11 protein-coding genes are annotated in these 16,820 nt (G+C 36.6%); 5 read left to right on the forward strand and 6 right to left on the reverse strand.

Annotated elements, in window-relative coordinates; translation table 11 throughout:
- Positions 1 to 48: 48 nt before the first annotated feature.
- The 5 genes from sov to AC52CF_RS17960 all read right to left on the reverse strand — a co-directional run bounded on the left by sov (position 49) and on the right by AC52CF_RS17960 (position 11,548).
- On the reverse strand, positions 49 to 7,140 hold the full coding sequence (gene sov / locus AC52CF_RS17940) for a T9SS outer membrane translocon Sov/SprA (RefSeq protein WP_496517525.1): 7,092 nt from the start codon (positions 7,138 to 7,140) through the stop codon (positions 49 to 51).
- Between the two features lie 6 nt (positions 7,141 to 7,146).
- A complete protein-coding gene (gene ruvA, locus AC52CF_RS17945; RefSeq protein ID WP_214588500.1) occupies positions 7,147 to 7,731 on the reverse strand; it encodes a Holliday junction branch migration protein RuvA in 585 nt (194 codons plus the stop codon).
- Between the two features lie 173 nt (positions 7,732 to 7,904).
- Entirely contained in the window at positions 7,905 to 10,199 is a 2,295-nt protein-coding gene (locus AC52CF_RS17950; RefSeq protein ID WP_235132889.1) for an NADP-dependent malic enzyme, read from the reverse strand.
- Positions 10,200 to 10,222: 23 nt separating this feature from the next.
- Positions 10,223 to 11,074: an ATPase gene (locus AC52CF_RS17955; RefSeq protein ID WP_214588498.1), complete on the reverse strand. Its 852-nt coding sequence runs from the start codon at positions 11,072 to 11,074 to the stop codon at positions 10,223 to 10,225.
- A gap of 207 nt (positions 11,075 to 11,281) precedes the next feature.
- Positions 11,282 to 11,548 (reverse strand): hypothetical protein, encoded by a 267-nt coding sequence (locus AC52CF_RS17960; RefSeq protein WP_076395243.1) that lies wholly within the window; start codon positions 11,546 to 11,548, stop codon positions 11,282 to 11,284.
- A 233-nt stretch (positions 11,549 to 11,781) separates the two neighbouring features.
- Here AC52CF_RS17960 and AC52CF_RS17965 point away from each other — a divergent pair, with 233 nt between their 5' ends.
- The 4 genes from AC52CF_RS17965 to AC52CF_RS17980 all read left to right on the forward strand — a co-directional run bounded on the left by AC52CF_RS17965 (position 11,782) and on the right by AC52CF_RS17980 (position 15,510).
- Positions 11,782 to 12,240, forward strand: a complete 459-nt coding sequence (locus AC52CF_RS17965) for a GtrA family protein (protein ID WP_087710613.1) — start codon at positions 11,782 to 11,784, stop codon at positions 12,238 to 12,240.
- 3 nt (positions 12,241 to 12,243) lie between these two features.
- Positions 12,244 to 12,972: a lysophospholipid acyltransferase family protein gene (locus AC52CF_RS17970; RefSeq protein WP_250902089.1), complete on the forward strand. Its 729-nt coding sequence runs from the start codon at positions 12,244 to 12,246 to the stop codon at positions 12,970 to 12,972.
- A 41-nt stretch (positions 12,973 to 13,013) separates the two neighbouring features.
- A complete protein-coding gene (locus AC52CF_RS17975) occupies positions 13,014 to 14,459 on the forward strand; it encodes a sugar MFS transporter (protein ID WP_214588497.1) in 1,446 nt (481 codons plus the stop codon).
- A 91-nt stretch (positions 14,460 to 14,550) separates the two neighbouring features.
- On the forward strand, positions 14,551 to 15,510 hold the full coding sequence (locus AC52CF_RS17980; protein ID WP_496517526.1) for a DUF3810 domain-containing protein: 960 nt from the start codon (positions 14,551 to 14,553) through the stop codon (positions 15,508 to 15,510).
- Between the two features lie 439 nt (positions 15,511 to 15,949).
- Here the strand turns inward: AC52CF_RS17980 and AC52CF_RS17985 are convergent, their stop codons facing one another.
- Positions 15,950 to 16,318 (reverse strand): helix-turn-helix transcriptional regulator, encoded by a 369-nt coding sequence (locus tag AC52CF_RS17985; RefSeq protein WP_496517527.1) that lies wholly within the window; start codon positions 16,316 to 16,318, stop codon positions 15,950 to 15,952.
- A 255-nt stretch (positions 16,319 to 16,573) separates the two neighbouring features.
- Between AC52CF_RS17985 and AC52CF_RS17990 the strand changes: the two genes are divergently transcribed.
- A complete protein-coding gene (locus AC52CF_RS17990) occupies positions 16,574 to 16,819 on the forward strand; it encodes a hypothetical protein (protein ID WP_214588494.1) in 246 nt (81 codons plus the stop codon).
- Position 16,820 lies beyond the last annotated feature (1 nt).

Raw genomic sequence — 16,820 nt, forward strand, 5'->3', positions numbered from 1 at the left:
AAATGTCCCTCAAAAACTGAGAGACATTTAAATTTATTTTCGTTCTAATTAGAAACCTCCTGAGTTTCCGAATGTAAACGTTGCAGAAATACCTGCTCTGATCGTTGACAACGGGAACGCGGTAGAGATTTTGTATTTAGAAGTCATCTGCTCATAGAATACTCTAAGGTTAAGGTTTTCAGAGACATTATAATCTGCTGATACTTTAATATTCATCAGTCTCTGTCCTCCGGTAATCTGAGAATCATCAAGCAGAATATTCGTAATACTGGTTTTACTGTCTCTCAGTGAAAAATCTCCTCTGATATTAAGGTCGCTTCCCTTTGCTTTTCCTCTTCCTCTCACGTTCGTCATTCCCAGTCTGAAGTTTCTGATGATATATCCTACTCTTACAACATATTCGCTGTTTGAATCCTCTGTTAAAGTATGGTTGACCAATCCCAGTAACAATGTTCTTAATCTGTTATACTGAATACCCAACTGGATATTGTTTCTCATCGTCATATCTACTCCAATCAGCGGCGAGAAGTTTTCTACGTAACCTACCTGAGCAAAAGTGAACGGATTGATATAATCATCATTAATATCTCTCTGCGTTGCATTGTAAGAATTAAGACTGTTGAAGTAATCTATACTCGACTGAATTCCTGTTGCTGTATAAGTTGCCTGATAAGAATGCAAAAGATCAAACTTGGAGAACTGTCCGTTAATGATCGGGATATTTCTCAATCCTGAGTAAGTGATCTTCCAGTTTGGAATCGGAAGCCCTGCCTTTTTAGGGTTTTTCATTTCTTTTACCGTTTTACCTTCAACTGCAGCCCGGAACGCAGGAATTAAAATGTATGCGTTTGAAATTCCGTATCCGTCTTTAAATCCGTTCGGTTCTAAAGCTCCCTGCATTTGCTGAGATAAAGCCTGTGCATTCTGTCTGATTGCCTGATAAATTGCCGCTCCGTCTTTGAATGCCGTTTTCAGTAAAACAACCGAATTGGAGTATGTTACCAAATCATTCGCAAATGTATAATTCGGATTGGCAACTCCTGTGTTCGGATCTCTGTAATTGAATCCTGTATGGGTAAAGTTGCGGTTGTAATTATGCAATGCGTTAATATCAATCCGAAGATCATTCATTGGTATTATCTGCAAATTGGCTCTTAACTCGCGCGTTGACATCCTCACATAAGGATCTGTCATAAATTGAGAATCACTCACCCATCCGTTTTCCATTACCGTTCTTCTGATATCCGCCTGCGAACCAAAAAGGAATCCGATGGTAGGACCTCCCAAAGTCTGTCCGTAACCATACCAGTTCGGAGCAGAAAGCAGCCCCGGAAGAACGGTTCCGTTATTTTCAGAGTAATTGATATCCAACTGCTTCATAGATGTTAATAAATAAGCCATGCTCTGAAGCGGCGTAAGTCTGGATTTAAACTTATATTTTTTATAAGCATATCTTTTCTTCTCCCACTGTTGGGTGTAGGCATTATTTAAAGAATCTATTTCCTGTTTACGCTTCTGAAGTTTCGTTGAAATATTTTTGAAATATTTAAACTGTCCAAAGAACTTCGTAAAATCTGCCGTCCCAGTTGCCTGAATAACATTGGTATTCTGCCCTACCGAACCTAAACTTCCATCCGGACTCGACAGCAATACGGTAGATCTTGCATTCCAGTTGTAGGTAAATCCGTATCCTAATTCTGCATCGATGAAATCCAGATAAGGAAGATACTGGAATGGTAATTTATAATTCAGCTGAACTCTGTGATTGTACAGTACCGGTCTTCCTGCTCTGAAAACATTTCCAAAGATAGAACTGTTGTCCATTGAGTTTACATCTACATTATCATTCAATGTTCTGGTAGCCGAGTTGATTTCCAGTTTTAAAGATTTAGTAAAATTAAATCCTAAACCATACTGCCATCCGAAATAGAAGTTTCTGTTTTTAATAGCAGCAAAGTCATCACCATAATTCCCTGTAAGAATCGCATCAATATTTCTGAACTGCAATTCGTTGTAATTTCTGTCGATTTCAGTTCTGAAAGAGAATCTTGTAGGAATAGGATTAAAGTTAAATTCTTTTACCCATCTTAAATATTTCGTAGACTTCGCGGTATCGCTTATCATTTTATTGAACGGACGGATTACCCAAGGTTTGAATGTGTAGTTGTAATCCACATACCCTCTGAGATATTGTCTGTAATTTTTCTTGGTATAAATATCTCTATAATAATCGTCGTTGTAAACCGCCGTTACCGATACGTTTTCGATATCGTAGAACTTAGGTTTCCTGTTCGGATTCATTCTTTCTTTATGCATATTCACAACACCTATGCTTCTTTGCTGCGTAAAGGTTCTTGCTACTTTTTTAAGCTGTTCCTTGTTAGCTGCTTTCTTAAACTCAACATCCGTATCCAGAGGATTGTACTTCGGATCTTCAATAGTCTGCGAGTAAGAATAATTCACAGGAATTTTAACTCCGCTTTTTTCAGGCAAAAACTTATCTACATTTACGGCTGTATTGATGCTGAATGCAGACTGAGTAGACTGATGTCTTTCTGCAGGTTTAGAATCGATGTTTCCAAATCCTACTGAAGTATAAGAAGCACTTGTATTCACGGTTGCAAAGTCTCCAAGGTTGAAGTTTAAGCTGGCGTTTCCTGCATATCCTCCGTCGTTTTCTATTTCGGAAAGACGGATTTCGTTTACCCAAAGAATCCTGTCGATTGAGACAGCTGTGGAAGTTCCTCTTTCAAAACCATTTCTGATACCTATCATAATGGTCGTGATGTTTCCTAAACTTGGTCGACCTTTAATGTAAAGACTTTTAAAAGTATTCCCCGGATCAAAAACCTCATCTTTTAATCTTTGTACAATTTGTGTCGGATGATTTTTATCTCTTCTTATTTTAGCATCAACAAAATCCTGAATATTTAAATCCACATCATTTTCCATTGGCCAGATTTCCATAGGTGTTGTAGCGGTAGATGGTGTAACGAAGAGTGAAGATTCATATTCATAATAGTTATCTGTGGCATCACTACCTAAACGGATGAAGAATTTGGTTTCTTTATTAAAACCGAATACTCTTTTACCAGGATCCTGAGCGTGTACAAAAAGTTTCAGCTTCTTGTATCTTCTCATATCCAGAGAAGTATTTTTAAATACCCCTCTCGCTTCAGACGGAGCAAGGGATGTCGCTTTTAAATATAAAGAAGCTTCATTCTGTCTTTGTGCCCCTGCATTACCACTTAAAATCTGTCTGTCGATTCCCGGAGGCAGAACGTAAGGCGGCTGATTCAGTGCATTTTCTTCAATATTTACACTTCCCACCTCAAAGTTATCGTTATTTGTAGTGAGTGTCCCTTCATCCGTAGCTCCTGAATTTCCCGTATTGGCAATATTTTTAGGATATTTTCTCCAGTCTGATCTCACCAGATCCATCGTTCCGAATCTTAACGTTGAAGTCTGATCGAAACCTGTTAATAATAATCTTGCAAATCTTACATTATTCAAAATAGAAGGGTCTGCATTACCGGCAGTTGTAACATATTTTGATACTGGAATTCTGAATAAATACCATTTTACCTGAGAAGTCTGCCCGTTCTGGAATGATGCCTGAACTGTTTTAACATCTACTATATTATTCTGTCCTAAAGTTAAGCTTCCAGGAGTTAAGCTTACCTCATACTGGTTATAGCTTTCCGTCTGATCCAAGTTGTAATCTTTATTAATATCTTCCGCATCCGGAGTCTGTGAAGAAACTTCCAAAGAGTTGCTTTGAGAGTTTCCTTCCGGACCTCTGAAATATTTGTATCGCTGAACCAGAGATGACGCCTGAGTTCCTGTGAACTTGTCTGACATATAAAACACAAAATCATCTACTGCAGGGTCGGAAACATTGGTAACCGGATTGATAAATGTATTTCCAAACAATGCTGCTTCCTGATCCGAACTTAAACCGTCATATCCCAAATCCTGAGCCTTTCTGTCTGCTCCTTCACTTGAGAAAGCGTAAAGAATCGGTGGCTGCTTCGGTTGGGTTCCCCAGTTTGATGCCGTAGTTGTAGACGGAGCCGAAGGAGTTGGCAATCCATTTTCGTACTGCATCTGTCCGTCTTTAAGTATATCTTCAGAAACATTTCCTAAATGCAGTAAAAGTTTTGGATTGGTACCCAAAGTATTTCCGTCTGCATAAGGATCCATCATCCAGAATTCAACATATTCGATGTTTGAATTTACGAAATTGGAAACGCTGATCGGTCTCATGATTCCCGCCCATCTCTGTGCTGTTGTTTCCGTATTAGGGTTCGAGTTGTAAGGACCTTTTTCTGCAGGATAATACGAAATATCAAAAGTATTGGTATACGTCTGTTCTCCTGCCACAAAATCTCTGTTGTTGAAAATTTCCGAGAACTGTACCCTTCTTGAAGCATGATTGGAAACCGACTGCGGAGTGATTCCTGCGGGAGCTTTTCCTCCTACTCCATAAAATCTAGGATCAATGTTATACCATGATAACAACCCTCTACCGTAACCTTCTGTTCTGTCATTATTTTTTCCGGCTCCTGTAAATAACGGATCAGACTGGTTCTTTTCAGGCTTTGAAGCCAAGCTCCATGCTGTAGGTTCTTTTAATGTAATTTTCGATGTGGTCTGTTCAAAATCATCAATATAAGACTGGTCGTTAATTCCTTTATTTAAACCGGGAAGTAAATAGGCTGCCTCCATTTTGAAATTCAAATTGGATGGTGCTTCAGTGTTTACAAGAGGGATCTTGTCTGTTAGTCTTGTAAGGAACGGAAGTTTATTGTTGTACATCAAGTTGATCCCTGCCATAGTATTGTTCACGGCTTCCTGACCATAATTTACCTTTTGGGTAAGTGGCGATTCGGAGTAATTTACAACGGTTCCTCCCAAGATAAAGTTTTCATTAAATCTTCTTTCCAGATTCAATCCCATAAATCTTTTTCTCTGGGTATTGAATGTTAACTGGTTCTCCAGTGAAATATTAATTGCCTGTCCGGATTGTTTTACCTGCTCATTGATGATGGTAACTGTTCCCAACATATAATCTACGGTGTAGTCTATCCCTTCGGTAAGCTGAACTCCGTTTGCGGAAACTTTTACCGAACCTTGAGGAACATTAACTGCTCCCAGAGAAATTCCCTGTCCCTGAACACCTTTGTAACGACCTTCAATGGTGTAACGCTGCGCCAGATTGCTTGATGTAGCCACTTGCTTTTGCTGGCTGTAAAGATCCGAGAACACATACTGAGGATCGTTAGTTCCTATTACATTCTGAATATAACTACCAAAAGGCTGAACTTTGGTGAAGATTACTCTTCCGGTTTCCGGTCTTATGGTAATTCCGTTAACAAAGTCAAAAACACCGTCTCCTGTTGAACTTCCGTTGTTCTGTAAATCTCCGTTGGCGTTTAGTCTGTCCCAGTTTAATAATTTGATTAAAGGAACACTGCTCACCTGTGGATTATTGGCAACCGGAAGATAATTAACCTTACCTCCGGATTGTGGATCTCTGTATAAAACATTCAGGATAAATCCATCCTTATTCACCTGTCCCGCATCTAAAGAATAGATGTTCTTCATCATCAGATTCCACATCGGAGAAGTGGTTTTTACCGTTGTATTCGGCTTCAGAAGTTTTGCCATTAAAACCGTACTTTCTTCAGAGAATTCCCCGACTTTATATACCTGATTGCTTCCATTCACCGTATAGGAGAAGGAAACTGCCAAAAGCTGATTATCATTAAGTTTCTGGTTTAATGAAATGTATCCTAACTGTGGCTGTAAGGTATATTCATTGGTATTTAATCTTCTTGCTTTTTTATTAAAGATAAAGTGTTCACCATCCTGATAAACTTCTGTTGTTCCTGTCGCAACCGGAAGATTCTGTCCATTGATTGCATTATATGTTGTACTTGCATCTCTTAAACCCGGTAATCCGTTGATTGTGGAATACAGGTTGAAACCCGGCTGGTTATTATCCGGAAGAATTCCCGGAGCATCTCCTAAATCTCTGATTCCGACAATACTTTTCTGGTACTGTAAATTGCTGTTTCCCTGATCCAAAACCCACACTTCCAGTCTTGTAATGCTGATCTTGGAATTGATCTGAGGATAGTTTAATAAAGCTCCGTCATATTTATCCAGGAAATAATGTCCCAAGAAATAGTGCTGGTTGTCTTCATAATCAATTGCATTTAATTTAAATGTATTCATTACGCCACCGCCTTGTACCGTAATATTTCTGGCTTCACCCTGCTGTTGGGAAAGTACCACTGTCCCGAAGGTTTTACCCAGCTGAAACTCTGTTTTAACCCCGAATAAAGATTGAGAACCACGGATCAGACTGGTTGAAAGCGGCATATTAACGTTACCGAATTCTACTCTTTTAATGATTTTATCTTCTCCCCCTGCACTTGGTTTATCTACATCCTGCAGACCTTTCTGCTGAAGATCTTTCCAGCTTCCTTTAGCCTGCCAGACAAGATTCATTCTGTTTTCAAAAGCAAAACCACTCTGGGTATCGTAATTGGCTTTTAGCTGAAGGTTCTCCCCGACTTTCCCCAATAATCCGAGCTGAATTCTCTGGTCGATATCAAATGTAAAACTCTTTCTGTTCTGTGGTAAGATTAATGGATTATCAATCTTCTGATAGAGTCCGGCAAAATCGAAAGAAGCATATCCGGTAGGAATGATTTCAATTTTATTACTTCCGAAAATGGTTTCGAAAAGCCTGTTATTAATTTGCAATGAAGGAATTAAACCTTTTCTAGCTGCATCACTTTTATCTTTCCGGAACATCAGACTATAGCGGTCTGACTTCTCTTTATAGTAAGCTTTCGTCTGAGCCTCCATCATAAACTCCTTGTAATCTTCAGGAGACATCGCACTCGGTTGTCCGGTTATCGTATTTCCTACCTTTGGATATACGAAATACATTCCTGTTTTTATATCATAGTAGGCTTCATACTGTGTAGGATCTGCCAACTGATAATCTTTTTTGATAATTGCGGTATCGCTTACTTTTGCTGTAGCCCGCCTCTGTGCAAACGTAAATGTTGACACAAGTAAAAACGACAGGAACAGAATTATATTGAAATATTTATTATTCGCCACCAAATGTTAAATGTTTTTTAAAATTTGTTTTACCAACTCTTCTACTGAAATATCAGAATCCTGCTTCATGATTTTATCTGCAAGCTTCTCACTCATTCGCTTCGGAATGCCCAAAACTTCTAATGCAGATAACGATTCTTCCTTGATTTTATTATTTGCAAACGTGGAAATATTTTCTTCCGGATTGCTGTATTTCTGCACTTTATCCTTAAGATCTACAATAATTCTTTCAGCTGTTTTTGCACCGATTCCTTTCGCTTTCTGAATGAGTGCGCTGTTTTTTGATAATATTGCCGAAGCAATCTCATCAAGACTTAAAGTGGATAGTAAAATAAGTGCTGAAACCGCTCCTACTCCATTAACGCTTATTAACAGATTGAACATTTCTTTTTCTGAACGAGTGTTAAATCCAAATAATAAATGGGCGTCTTCCCGAATAATCTGCTGAATAAAAAGAAAGGTTTCTTTATTAGTTGTGAGGGTCTGTGAAGTCATTAAACTGATACCTACATAGTAACCAACTCCTTGTACGTTGATTACTGCGTAGGTAGGCGTAAGTTCCTGAACAATGCCTTGAAGTGAAAATATCATTATTAATTTTTATAACTCCCAAATATAGTAATTTAAACTAAGTTATGTTTTCATTTCACGCGCGAATGATTTTTAACTTAATTTTTAACTATAATTTTAACAATTGCTTCCAAAAACAAAAGACTCCGAAATCCGGAGTCTTTTAATTATTTCAAATATTGTTAACTTTCTGTTTACTTTTTATCTTTTTTCTCTCTTCTCTGGGCATCCAGAACTGCAATGGTGGCAAGGTTTACAATCTCATCTACGCTGGAACGCATCTGTAGAACGTGAACCGGCTGTTTCAGCCCCATCAGAATTGGTCCGATTACCTGTGCTACCTTCATTCCTCTGATGATCTTGTAGGATAAGTTGGCACTTTCAAGATTCGGGAAAATGAATGTATTGGCAGGCGTTGTTCCTAATTTTGAGAACGGATAATCACTTAAATGATCTGAATTCATCGCAAAATCCGGCTGAATTTCTCCGTCCACGACCATTTTCGGATATTTTTCGTGAAGGATGCTTACTGCTTTAGCTACTTTTTTTGAAGTTTCGGAGATGGCTGCAAAGTTTTCAAATCCAAGCATGGCGATTCTCGGTTCGATGGCAAAAGATTTTACGGTGAATTCTGCCATTTTAGCAATATTTACCAGATCTTCTGCTGTAGGATTCTGATTGATGGATGTATCTGCGAAGAAAATAGGTTTCTTTTCAGACAGGATCATCATCATTGCTGCTACTTTATCAACCCCTTTATCTTTTTCAATTACTTCTAAAACAGGTCTTAAAACAGAAGTATAGTTTTTAGAGAAACCAACGATTAATCCATCAGTATCGCCATGTTTCAGCATCAAAGGACCGAAATAATCTCTCTGGCGAACGAATCTTTTTGCTTTGTATTCGTTCATTCCTTTTCTCTGGCGAAGCTTCCAAAGTGTTTCTCTGTATTTTTTTCTGTTTTCTTTCTGGTCGTCGTCGCTCGGATCAATAATCGGAATATCAAGATTGATCCCGAAATGTTCCATCTGCTCTTTGATGTATTTTTTATTTCCTAACAGACTCGGATACGCAATTCCCTCTTCATATAAGATCTGTGCAGCTTTCAGAACATTGTATTCTTCTGCGTTTCCTAAAGTAATTCTCTTCGGATTGGCTTTTGCACGGTTCTGCATCATTCTTACCAGCTTCTCGTCTCTTCCCATTCTGTCGAGAAGGCTGTTTTCGTATTCTTCGAAGTTTGTAATTGTTTTTCTGGCAATACCGCTTTCTACGGCAGCTTTCGCTACAGCACTTGAAACTTTCGTAATTAAACGGTTATCAAACGGTTTCGGAATAAAATATTCTCTTCCGAACTGCAGATTCTGAATATTATACGCTAAAATTACTGCTTCCGGAACAGGCTCTTTCGCTAAATCTGCAATGGCATGAACAGCCGCCAGTTTCATTGCTTCATTAATTCCTTTTGCCTGAACATCCAATGCTCCACGGAAAATGTAAGGGAAACCGAGAACGTTATTAACCTGATTAGGATAATCGCTTCTTCCTGTTGCCATAATGACATCTTTACGGGTTTCAATTGCTACATTATAGGCAATTTCCGGATCCGGATTTGCCAATGCGAAAACGATAGGATTTTCGTTCATGCTAAGCAACATTTCCGGTGTCATTACATTTCCTTTTGATAATCCCACGAAAACATCTGAACCTTTTACGGCATCTTCCAATGTTTCGATGTCTGTATGAGCAACAAAATCGATTTTTTCGGGAGTAAGGTTTTCTCTTTTATGGTTGATTACTCCTTTGCTGTCGCACATTAAGACATTTTCTCTTTTCAAACCAAGAGAAATATAAAGATTGGTACATGCAATAGCTGCTGCTCCTGCTCCGTTCACCACCATTTTTACTTCTTCAATCTTTTTATTGGCAATCTGAAGCGAGTTGATTAATGCTGCTGCGGAAATAATTGCCGTTCCGTGCTGATCGTCGTGCATCAAAGGAATATCCAGCTCTTCTTTCAGTCTCTGTTCGATATAAAACGCTTCCGGAGCTTTAATATCTTCAAGGTTGATTCCTCCAAATGTAGGAGCAATCCCTTTTACAATTTCTATGAATTTATCAGGATCTTTTTCGTTGATTTCAATATCGAAAACGTTAATGTCCGCAAAAATTTTGAACAAAAGACCTTTCCCTTCCATTACCGGCTTCGAAGCTTCTGCACCGATATCTCCCAAACCAAGAACTGCGGTACCGTTTGAAATAACAGCTACCAGATTTCCTTTTCCGGTGTAGTCGTACACCGTTTCCGGCTTATCATGGATTTCCATACAAGGAACTGCAACCCCCGGAGAATACGCCAATGACAAATCTCTCTGAGATGAGTGTGGTTTTGAAGGGATCACTTCGATCTTACCTTTAGGTTCGGCTTTATGATAATCTAAAGCCGCCTGATTAAAGTTCTTTTCGTCGCGGTGGGTTTTACTTGACATATAATGAATTTTGTTGTTTTTAATTATAATATATATTGTATGTGGTAGCTTACCAGACTTTCGATAGGCTTCTGAACAATCTGTCCCACAGTAAGATTAAGCTCTGCCGCTGCAGAACGTAAAATATCTTCGTAATAATAGGCTATTGACCCGATGAAATTGATCTCAGCATCCCTGGATTCCATATAAGGCAGAACCTGATAATCAAAAAAGCTAAGCATTTCATCATGAACCATTTTCTTTAAATACGGATGATCTTTTCTTTCTACCACAAATTTGTTGAAATCTGCCAAATACGCATTCGGTCTTGAAGTGTGATACATATTTTTCAGGGCTTCTTCTACGGTCAGCTTATACGTTTCTTCAAACTCCGATGACAGATCTGCGGGAAGTTTCTGCATAAAGAATCTTCTTACCAGTTGTTTTCCGATTGCGCTTCCGCTCCCTTCGTCTCCTACAAGAAATCCGAGAGAAGGCAACTGAATCTTAATGGTTTCTCCGTTAAAATAGCAAGAATTGGAACCCGTTCCCAAAATACAGACAATTGCGGGTTTTCCTCTGTAAGCCGCATAAGCTGCTGCTGTAAGATCTTCCTTAACAATAATTTCTGCACCGATAAATACTTTACCCAGTTCTTCTATAATGATATCACAATTTTGCTGAACACCACATCCGGAACCATAAAAATAAATTTTCGTGACCGAATTTTTAACGGTGCTAAGACTTGTATTTTTTTCAATTTCTGGAACAATAAGTTCTTTGTTGATGAAGTTTGGGTTGAAGCCAATGGTTTCTGTTTTCAGAAAGACCTTTTTAAAATCGTCCAAAATTACCCAGTCGGATTTTGTAGAACCACTATCAACAATAGCAATCATATTTTACATTTTAGTTTAAGGATGCTAAATTATGAATTTATCTTGTAAGATGACGGATTCTGAACATGACATATGTGTTATTTATAGTATAGCAAATCTGTACTCTTTTTTGTACAAACTAAAATGAACATAGAACCCAGAACAAACAAAAAGAGAGCCCACTAATTGGTAAAGCTCTCTTTCAGTAATTTTTTTCCAGATGCATTGTTATTGTTTTATGTCTGTTGTCTTTTTATCGTTAAACCGGATCAGCCAATCCTCAATTTCATCTTCCAGATAAGAGGTCTGAAGAATCATGGCATTGATGAAGTCATCGGGTACAGGTTCGTCTGTTGCATTTTCAAGATTCCATAGTTCATTAGACATATTTTCATACTCGGAATAGACACGTTTGAAGCGTGAATTTTCTCTTTCAAGAGCTTCAATATTTTGCTGCTGAAGCTGGAATTTTCTGTATTTGTTTTGACGTTTCATACAAATATTATTAAAATGTGATCGTAAAATTTTTTGATCGTATGCTTCTAATCGCGCATTACAAGATAGAAAAAACCATCAACACAAATAGTTGAAAATGAATTTATTATCAGGTCAGGTTTACATTATTCTGAAAATTAAATTTAGAAATAATTTTGAATCTAAAAAAATATTTAACATCTTTTTTTATCGGTTTAACATATAATTATAAATTTGCATATCATAAAAATCGGATGAGAGATTTAATACTACGTCAGAAACAGGTTTTGTTCTTCATCATTGCAGGAGGACTCAGTGCGGTTGTGGAAATCGGGAGTTTTAAACTCTTCAGCACTTCCCTTCCTCAGTTTTTTCCTCGCGAAACCAATTTCCACGGGATACATTATCCGCTAAGTAATATTTTTTCCACAAGCTGCGGAATCATCAGCAATTATTTCCTGAGTATCTGGTTTGTTTTTGAAAGAGGAAAGCACTCGAAAAGAAAAGAATTCGCTTACTTTATGATGGTTTCTTTTATTTCGACTTTACTAAGTCTCGGTTTTTTCCAGATTTTCTACAGTTATATATTTAAGGATAATATAGATTTGATTATTTATACGCTAAGTCCGGAAATGATCAGTAAAATTGCGGCTATTCTTCTGGTTTCGGTTTTAAATTATTCCATCAAGAAAAAAGTAATCTTTAACGGATAGGCTGTGACGAAAGTTTTAAATTACCTCTGGAGATTCTGGATGCTGATTTTAGCATTTGTCTTCACCATCCTTTTCGGAATTCCTGTTTATATTTTATCATTTAATAAAAAGCATTATAAATATGCTTACCGGTTTGTACGGTGGTGGAGTTACTGTATTTTTTTCGGGATGGGGCTTCGATATGATCTGACAAGACTTTCTGATCAGAAACTGGACAAAAATCAACAGTACGTTTTCATATCCAATCACACTTCAATTATGGATATTATGCTCATGTGCATTTTATGTGCAGATCACCCTATTTGTTTTGTAGGAAAAAAAGAACTGGTAAAAATTCCGATTTTCGGTACTATATATAAAAGAATCTGTGTAATGGTAGACCGTAAAAGTGCAAGAAGCCGAGCCGATGTCTACCGTAGATGTGCCGAAAAAATGGAAGAAGGAAACAGCATTGTTATTTTTCCTGAAGGCGGCGTTCCGGATGATACTTCTATTATTCTGGATGAATTCAAGGATGGTGCATTTACACTTTCTTCAAAACACAACTCTCCTATCGTCGTTTTTACTTTCATCGGATTAAAGGAAATTTTCCCATTTGACAATTCAAAAGGTTATCCCGGAAAAGCAAAAGTATATTATAACGGTGTCTTAGATCCGTCAGATTCACCAAGAGATCTTAAATTATCTTCTTTTGAGACAATAAAAAAAACACTCTTACAACACTATAATTAATAGAAATAATATATATTTGTTTTCAGAAATTTTCAACAAATATGTCAAATTATTCTAAACAAACTAATTGGGGACAATTTATCCCATTGGTTACTGTATTTTTTTTCTGGGGATTTGTGGCGGCAAGTAATGACATTTTGATCCCGGTTTTTCAAAAAGCCTTTAATTTATCTCAAACCGAAAGTATGCTTGTACAGATATGCTTCTATGTGGCATATACAGTCGGCTCTTTAATTTATATGCTGATCTCTGCGGGATTAAAGCAGGATTTGGTAAATAAAATTGGTTATAAAAATGGTCTTATCGTAGGACTGCTTATTTCCGCCGCGGGAACTTTACTGTTCTATCCGGCTGCTAATACGCATTCTTTTCCTTTAATGATCTCCGGATTATTTATTGTGGGATTAGGCTTTTCCCTACAGCAGATTGTAGCCAATCCTTTAGCGATTGAAGTCGGACCTTCTGAAACAGGTTCTCAAAGATTAACAATGGCAGGAGGAATCAATAATCTCGGGACAACGATCGGTCCACTGATTGTATCTTTTGCTATTTTCGGATCTGCAGCAGCAGCGAATAATGATGTAAGTGTTGAAAGTGTAAAAGTTCCTTATCTTATTCTGGGGGTAGCTTTTGTTTTGGTTGCGATCATGCTTAAATTTTCTTCGCTTCCGGCTATAACACCTACGAATACAGAAACTAAAGATGATATGGTAAAAGGAGACCACAGAAAATCTGCTTTTCAATATCCTCAGTTAATTTTAGGAATGATTGCTATTTTCGTTTATGTAGGTGTAGAAGTTTCTACCGCTTCTAACCTTCCTGCCTACATGGAAAAAAGTTTAAATTTTGAAACGAAAGATGTGGCACCTTATATTTCTTTATATTGGGCTTCTTTGATGATTGGTCGTTGGACAGGTGCGGTTGAAGCTTTTGATGTAAGTGCAGGTTTCAAAAAAATCTTACGATTTTTAGCTCCTTATCTTGCATTTGGTGTATTCTTATTGGTAAATGCCATTGCAAAGCACGATCTGTCTCATTTCTATGTTTATGGATTGATTATTATTGCAATGATTATCTGCGATATTATGAGTAAAGGAAATCCGGCAAGAATGCTTTTGATCTTCTCGGTTGCAGGAATCACTGCACTGCTTATAGGAATGTTTACTTCCGGAATGGTTTCCGTGTACGCTTTTACAAGTGTAGGTTTATTCTGCTCTACGCTTTGGCCGTGTATTTTTGCTCTTGCAATCAATGGTCTTGGAAAACACACCAACCAAGGTTCAGGCTTCCTGATCATGATGATTATGGGAGGAGGAATTGTAAGTTTCATTCAGGGATATGTTGCCGATATGACGAATATTCACTTCAGCTATATTGTAGGTGTAATCTGTTTTGCTTATCTTGCTTTCTACGCAGTAAGAGTAAGCGGAATATTGAAATCTCAGGGAATTGATCTTGACAAAATCACGAAAGGAAGTGGTCACTAAGAAAACAGAAATACGATATAAAAAAAGGTTTTGGGCAGGTTTATTACTTGCCCAATTTCTTTTGTTTTATGCCTTCTCGAAATCTGCAATCATGATTTCTTTTTTTGAAAATTTATTTGAAATCCAGAAAGCAATTCATCAGATTATCTTTTCGTGGATACCTTTTTCCTTTGGAGATGTGCTTTATATTTTGCTGGGAATTTTTCTTTTGTATTGTATTATTACATCATTTAAAAAGAAACGCAGAAATTCTTCTTTATTAAAAATGTTAGTGAGCATAAACATCTTCTATTTTTGTTACCAGATATTTTGGGGGATGCTGTACTTTCAGACTCCCGTTATTGAAAAGCTTTCCAGCAAGAAAGAACCAACTGTTGAAAAAGCCAAATTACTTTCGTTAAAATATCTTGCGCTATGTAAGGAAACCCGAGAGCTCACTTCCCAAGACAAAAACGGAATATTTATCATAAAAGATTTAAAAGCGGTTCAGGAAGAAATTCTTTATCAGCAGACAAAGCTTCCGAAAAACATTTCAGATAAAAGAGCTTGTGAAATTAATTTATTTAAGCCGAGCTTATTTAAAAACATCATGAATTTCACCGGAATTCTGGGATATTACAATCCGTTCACTGCGGAAGCACAATATAACTCACAATTACCTCCCAGTTTAATTCCTTTTACTTCTGCTCATGAAAGTTCTCATCAGCTTGGTTTCGCAAGAGAGCAGGAAGCTAATTTTGTGGGATATATTATCGGAATCCATTCGGAAAATACAGATCTTCGGTACAGCACAGAATATTTCACTTTAAAAAGCCTGCTGAATTTTATAGCAGATAAAGATCCTGAATTTGTAAAATCTGTTCTGAAAAATTATTCTCTTTCCATGAAAAAAGACAGAGCTTATGAAAAGGCTTTTGTCTTAAAACATCAGGGATTGCTGGACGACTTTTTCGGCTTTACAAATAATCTTTTCCTTAAAAGTAATCAACAGGAAGGATCAGTTACCTACTCCTATTTTATTGATCTTCTGCTGAATTATGAAGAGATCTGAAAAATAAAAGAATCGTATCAGGCGATACGATTCTAAAAACACAAATGATGAAAAAAAATTTATTACCTTGACTTGTTCCCTCATTCAAGGCGATGTAAAAGTACGATATTTTTCAGAAATACAAAAGTAATTTTACTTTTTTTAAAAACTTTATGAAAACTTTATGAATTTTTAAGTTTTTATGAGTTTATATAAAATTGTTTGGATTCAGAATAAATTTCTACAGAACACACAAAATTATAATTTAATATTCTTTAAATTTTCCTTTATTAATCAAGATTTAAACTTTTTGATCTTAAAAATAGATGGTGTCCGATGTTATTTTACTAACAACACTTTCTTTTATCACTTTAAAAAGCAATTCAAAAAATAAAAAAAATTGAGAAGTATCTTTTGCTTCTCAACTTTTAACTAAATACAATCAGAAAATATCTTTGAATTATTTCTGAGATTTTAAAATCTCATTTTCTTTTTTAAGCAATTCTATATCTCTTTTAAGCAGAGAAATATAATCCTCTAAGTTTTCTAGAACAGAATTCAGTATATTATAGTTTGACTTATGATTTCCAAAATTATCGTTAAAGCTTGAATTATCATTAAAAACAATTTCTGAAAACTCAGATTCTTTAATATCATCAACAGAAACATCCAGAGCTTTTGCCAGTTTCTCCCATTCGTCATCATAAATTTTCGATTTCCCATTTTCTTTACGCGAATAGCTGGAAGGATCTGTAGATAATATTTTTGCTATGGTTTGTTGAGATAGTTTTCTTTGTTTTCTAAGGTCTTTTAGTTTTTGTTGTATCATCCCTCTGTGTTTATTTTGCAAATTTATAAAAAATCAAACGCAAAATCTGCAAAAAAAATTGCATGAAAATTGCAATTTTTATCCATTAATCGTGAGATACTTTTTCATAGCTTTGAAAAATCAATATTGATAAAGCGCTTAAAAAAAACTCATTTATATATGTACAGATATAGATGAAAACTGATCAGTAAAACCCTATGTCAGGGATTGTATGGCAAAAAATAAGTATTCAATTAAAAGTAAAACACTCTTATTATGAAAAAATTAGAAAAATTAGTTGAAAAAAGTCTTTCAACTTCGAAAATGGCTTTTGTAAAAGCAGGTGATCAATGTACAGGTGGAGGTGCAACGAATTTTGCTCAACCACACTTATGTAGATCAATTAATACTTCATGGTCATCAGATTCTATAGATGGAAACGGAATGACAACATATACAGGATTTAAAGTAACCATGACTGAATGGGAAGAAAGCTGTCCGCCCTCATCAGACTTTAATTAAT

Source organism: Chryseobacterium sp. 2P (assembly GCF_059579425.1).

What these genes read in the sequence shown, in the direction of transcription:
- AC52CF_RS17990 (WP_214588494.1), top strand. Translation starts at nt 16,574, where the DNA reads ATGAAAAAATTAGAAAAATTAGTTGAAAAAAGTCTTTCAACTTCGAAA.
- AC52CF_RS17950 (WP_235132889.1), bottom strand. Translation starts at nt 10,199, where the DNA reads ATGTCAAGTAAAACCCACCGCGACGAAAAGAACTTTAATCAGGCGGCT.
- AC52CF_RS17985 (WP_496517527.1), bottom strand. Translation starts at nt 16,318, where the DNA reads ATGATACAACAAAAACTAAAAGACCTTAGAAAACAAAGAAAACTATCT.
- AC52CF_RS17975 (WP_214588497.1), top strand. Translation starts at nt 13,014, where the DNA reads ATGTCAAATTATTCTAAACAAACTAATTGGGGACAATTTATCCCATTG.
- AC52CF_RS17960 (WP_076395243.1), bottom strand. Translation starts at nt 11,548, where the DNA reads ATGAAACGTCAAAACAAATACAGAAAATTCCAGCTTCAGCAGCAAAAT.
- ruvA (WP_214588500.1), bottom strand. Translation starts at nt 7,731, where the DNA reads ATGATATTTTCACTTCAAGGCATTGTTCAGGAACTTACGCCTACCTAC.
- AC52CF_RS17955 (WP_214588498.1), bottom strand. Translation starts at nt 11,074, where the DNA reads ATGATTGCTATTGTTGATAGTGGTTCTACAAAATCCGACTGGGTAATT.
- AC52CF_RS17980 (WP_496517526.1), top strand. Translation starts at nt 14,551, where the DNA reads ATGATTTCTTTTTTTGAAAATTTATTTGAAATCCAGAAAGCAATTCAT.
- AC52CF_RS17965 (WP_087710613.1), top strand. Translation starts at nt 11,782, where the DNA reads ATGAGAGATTTAATACTACGTCAGAAACAGGTTTTGTTCTTCATCATT.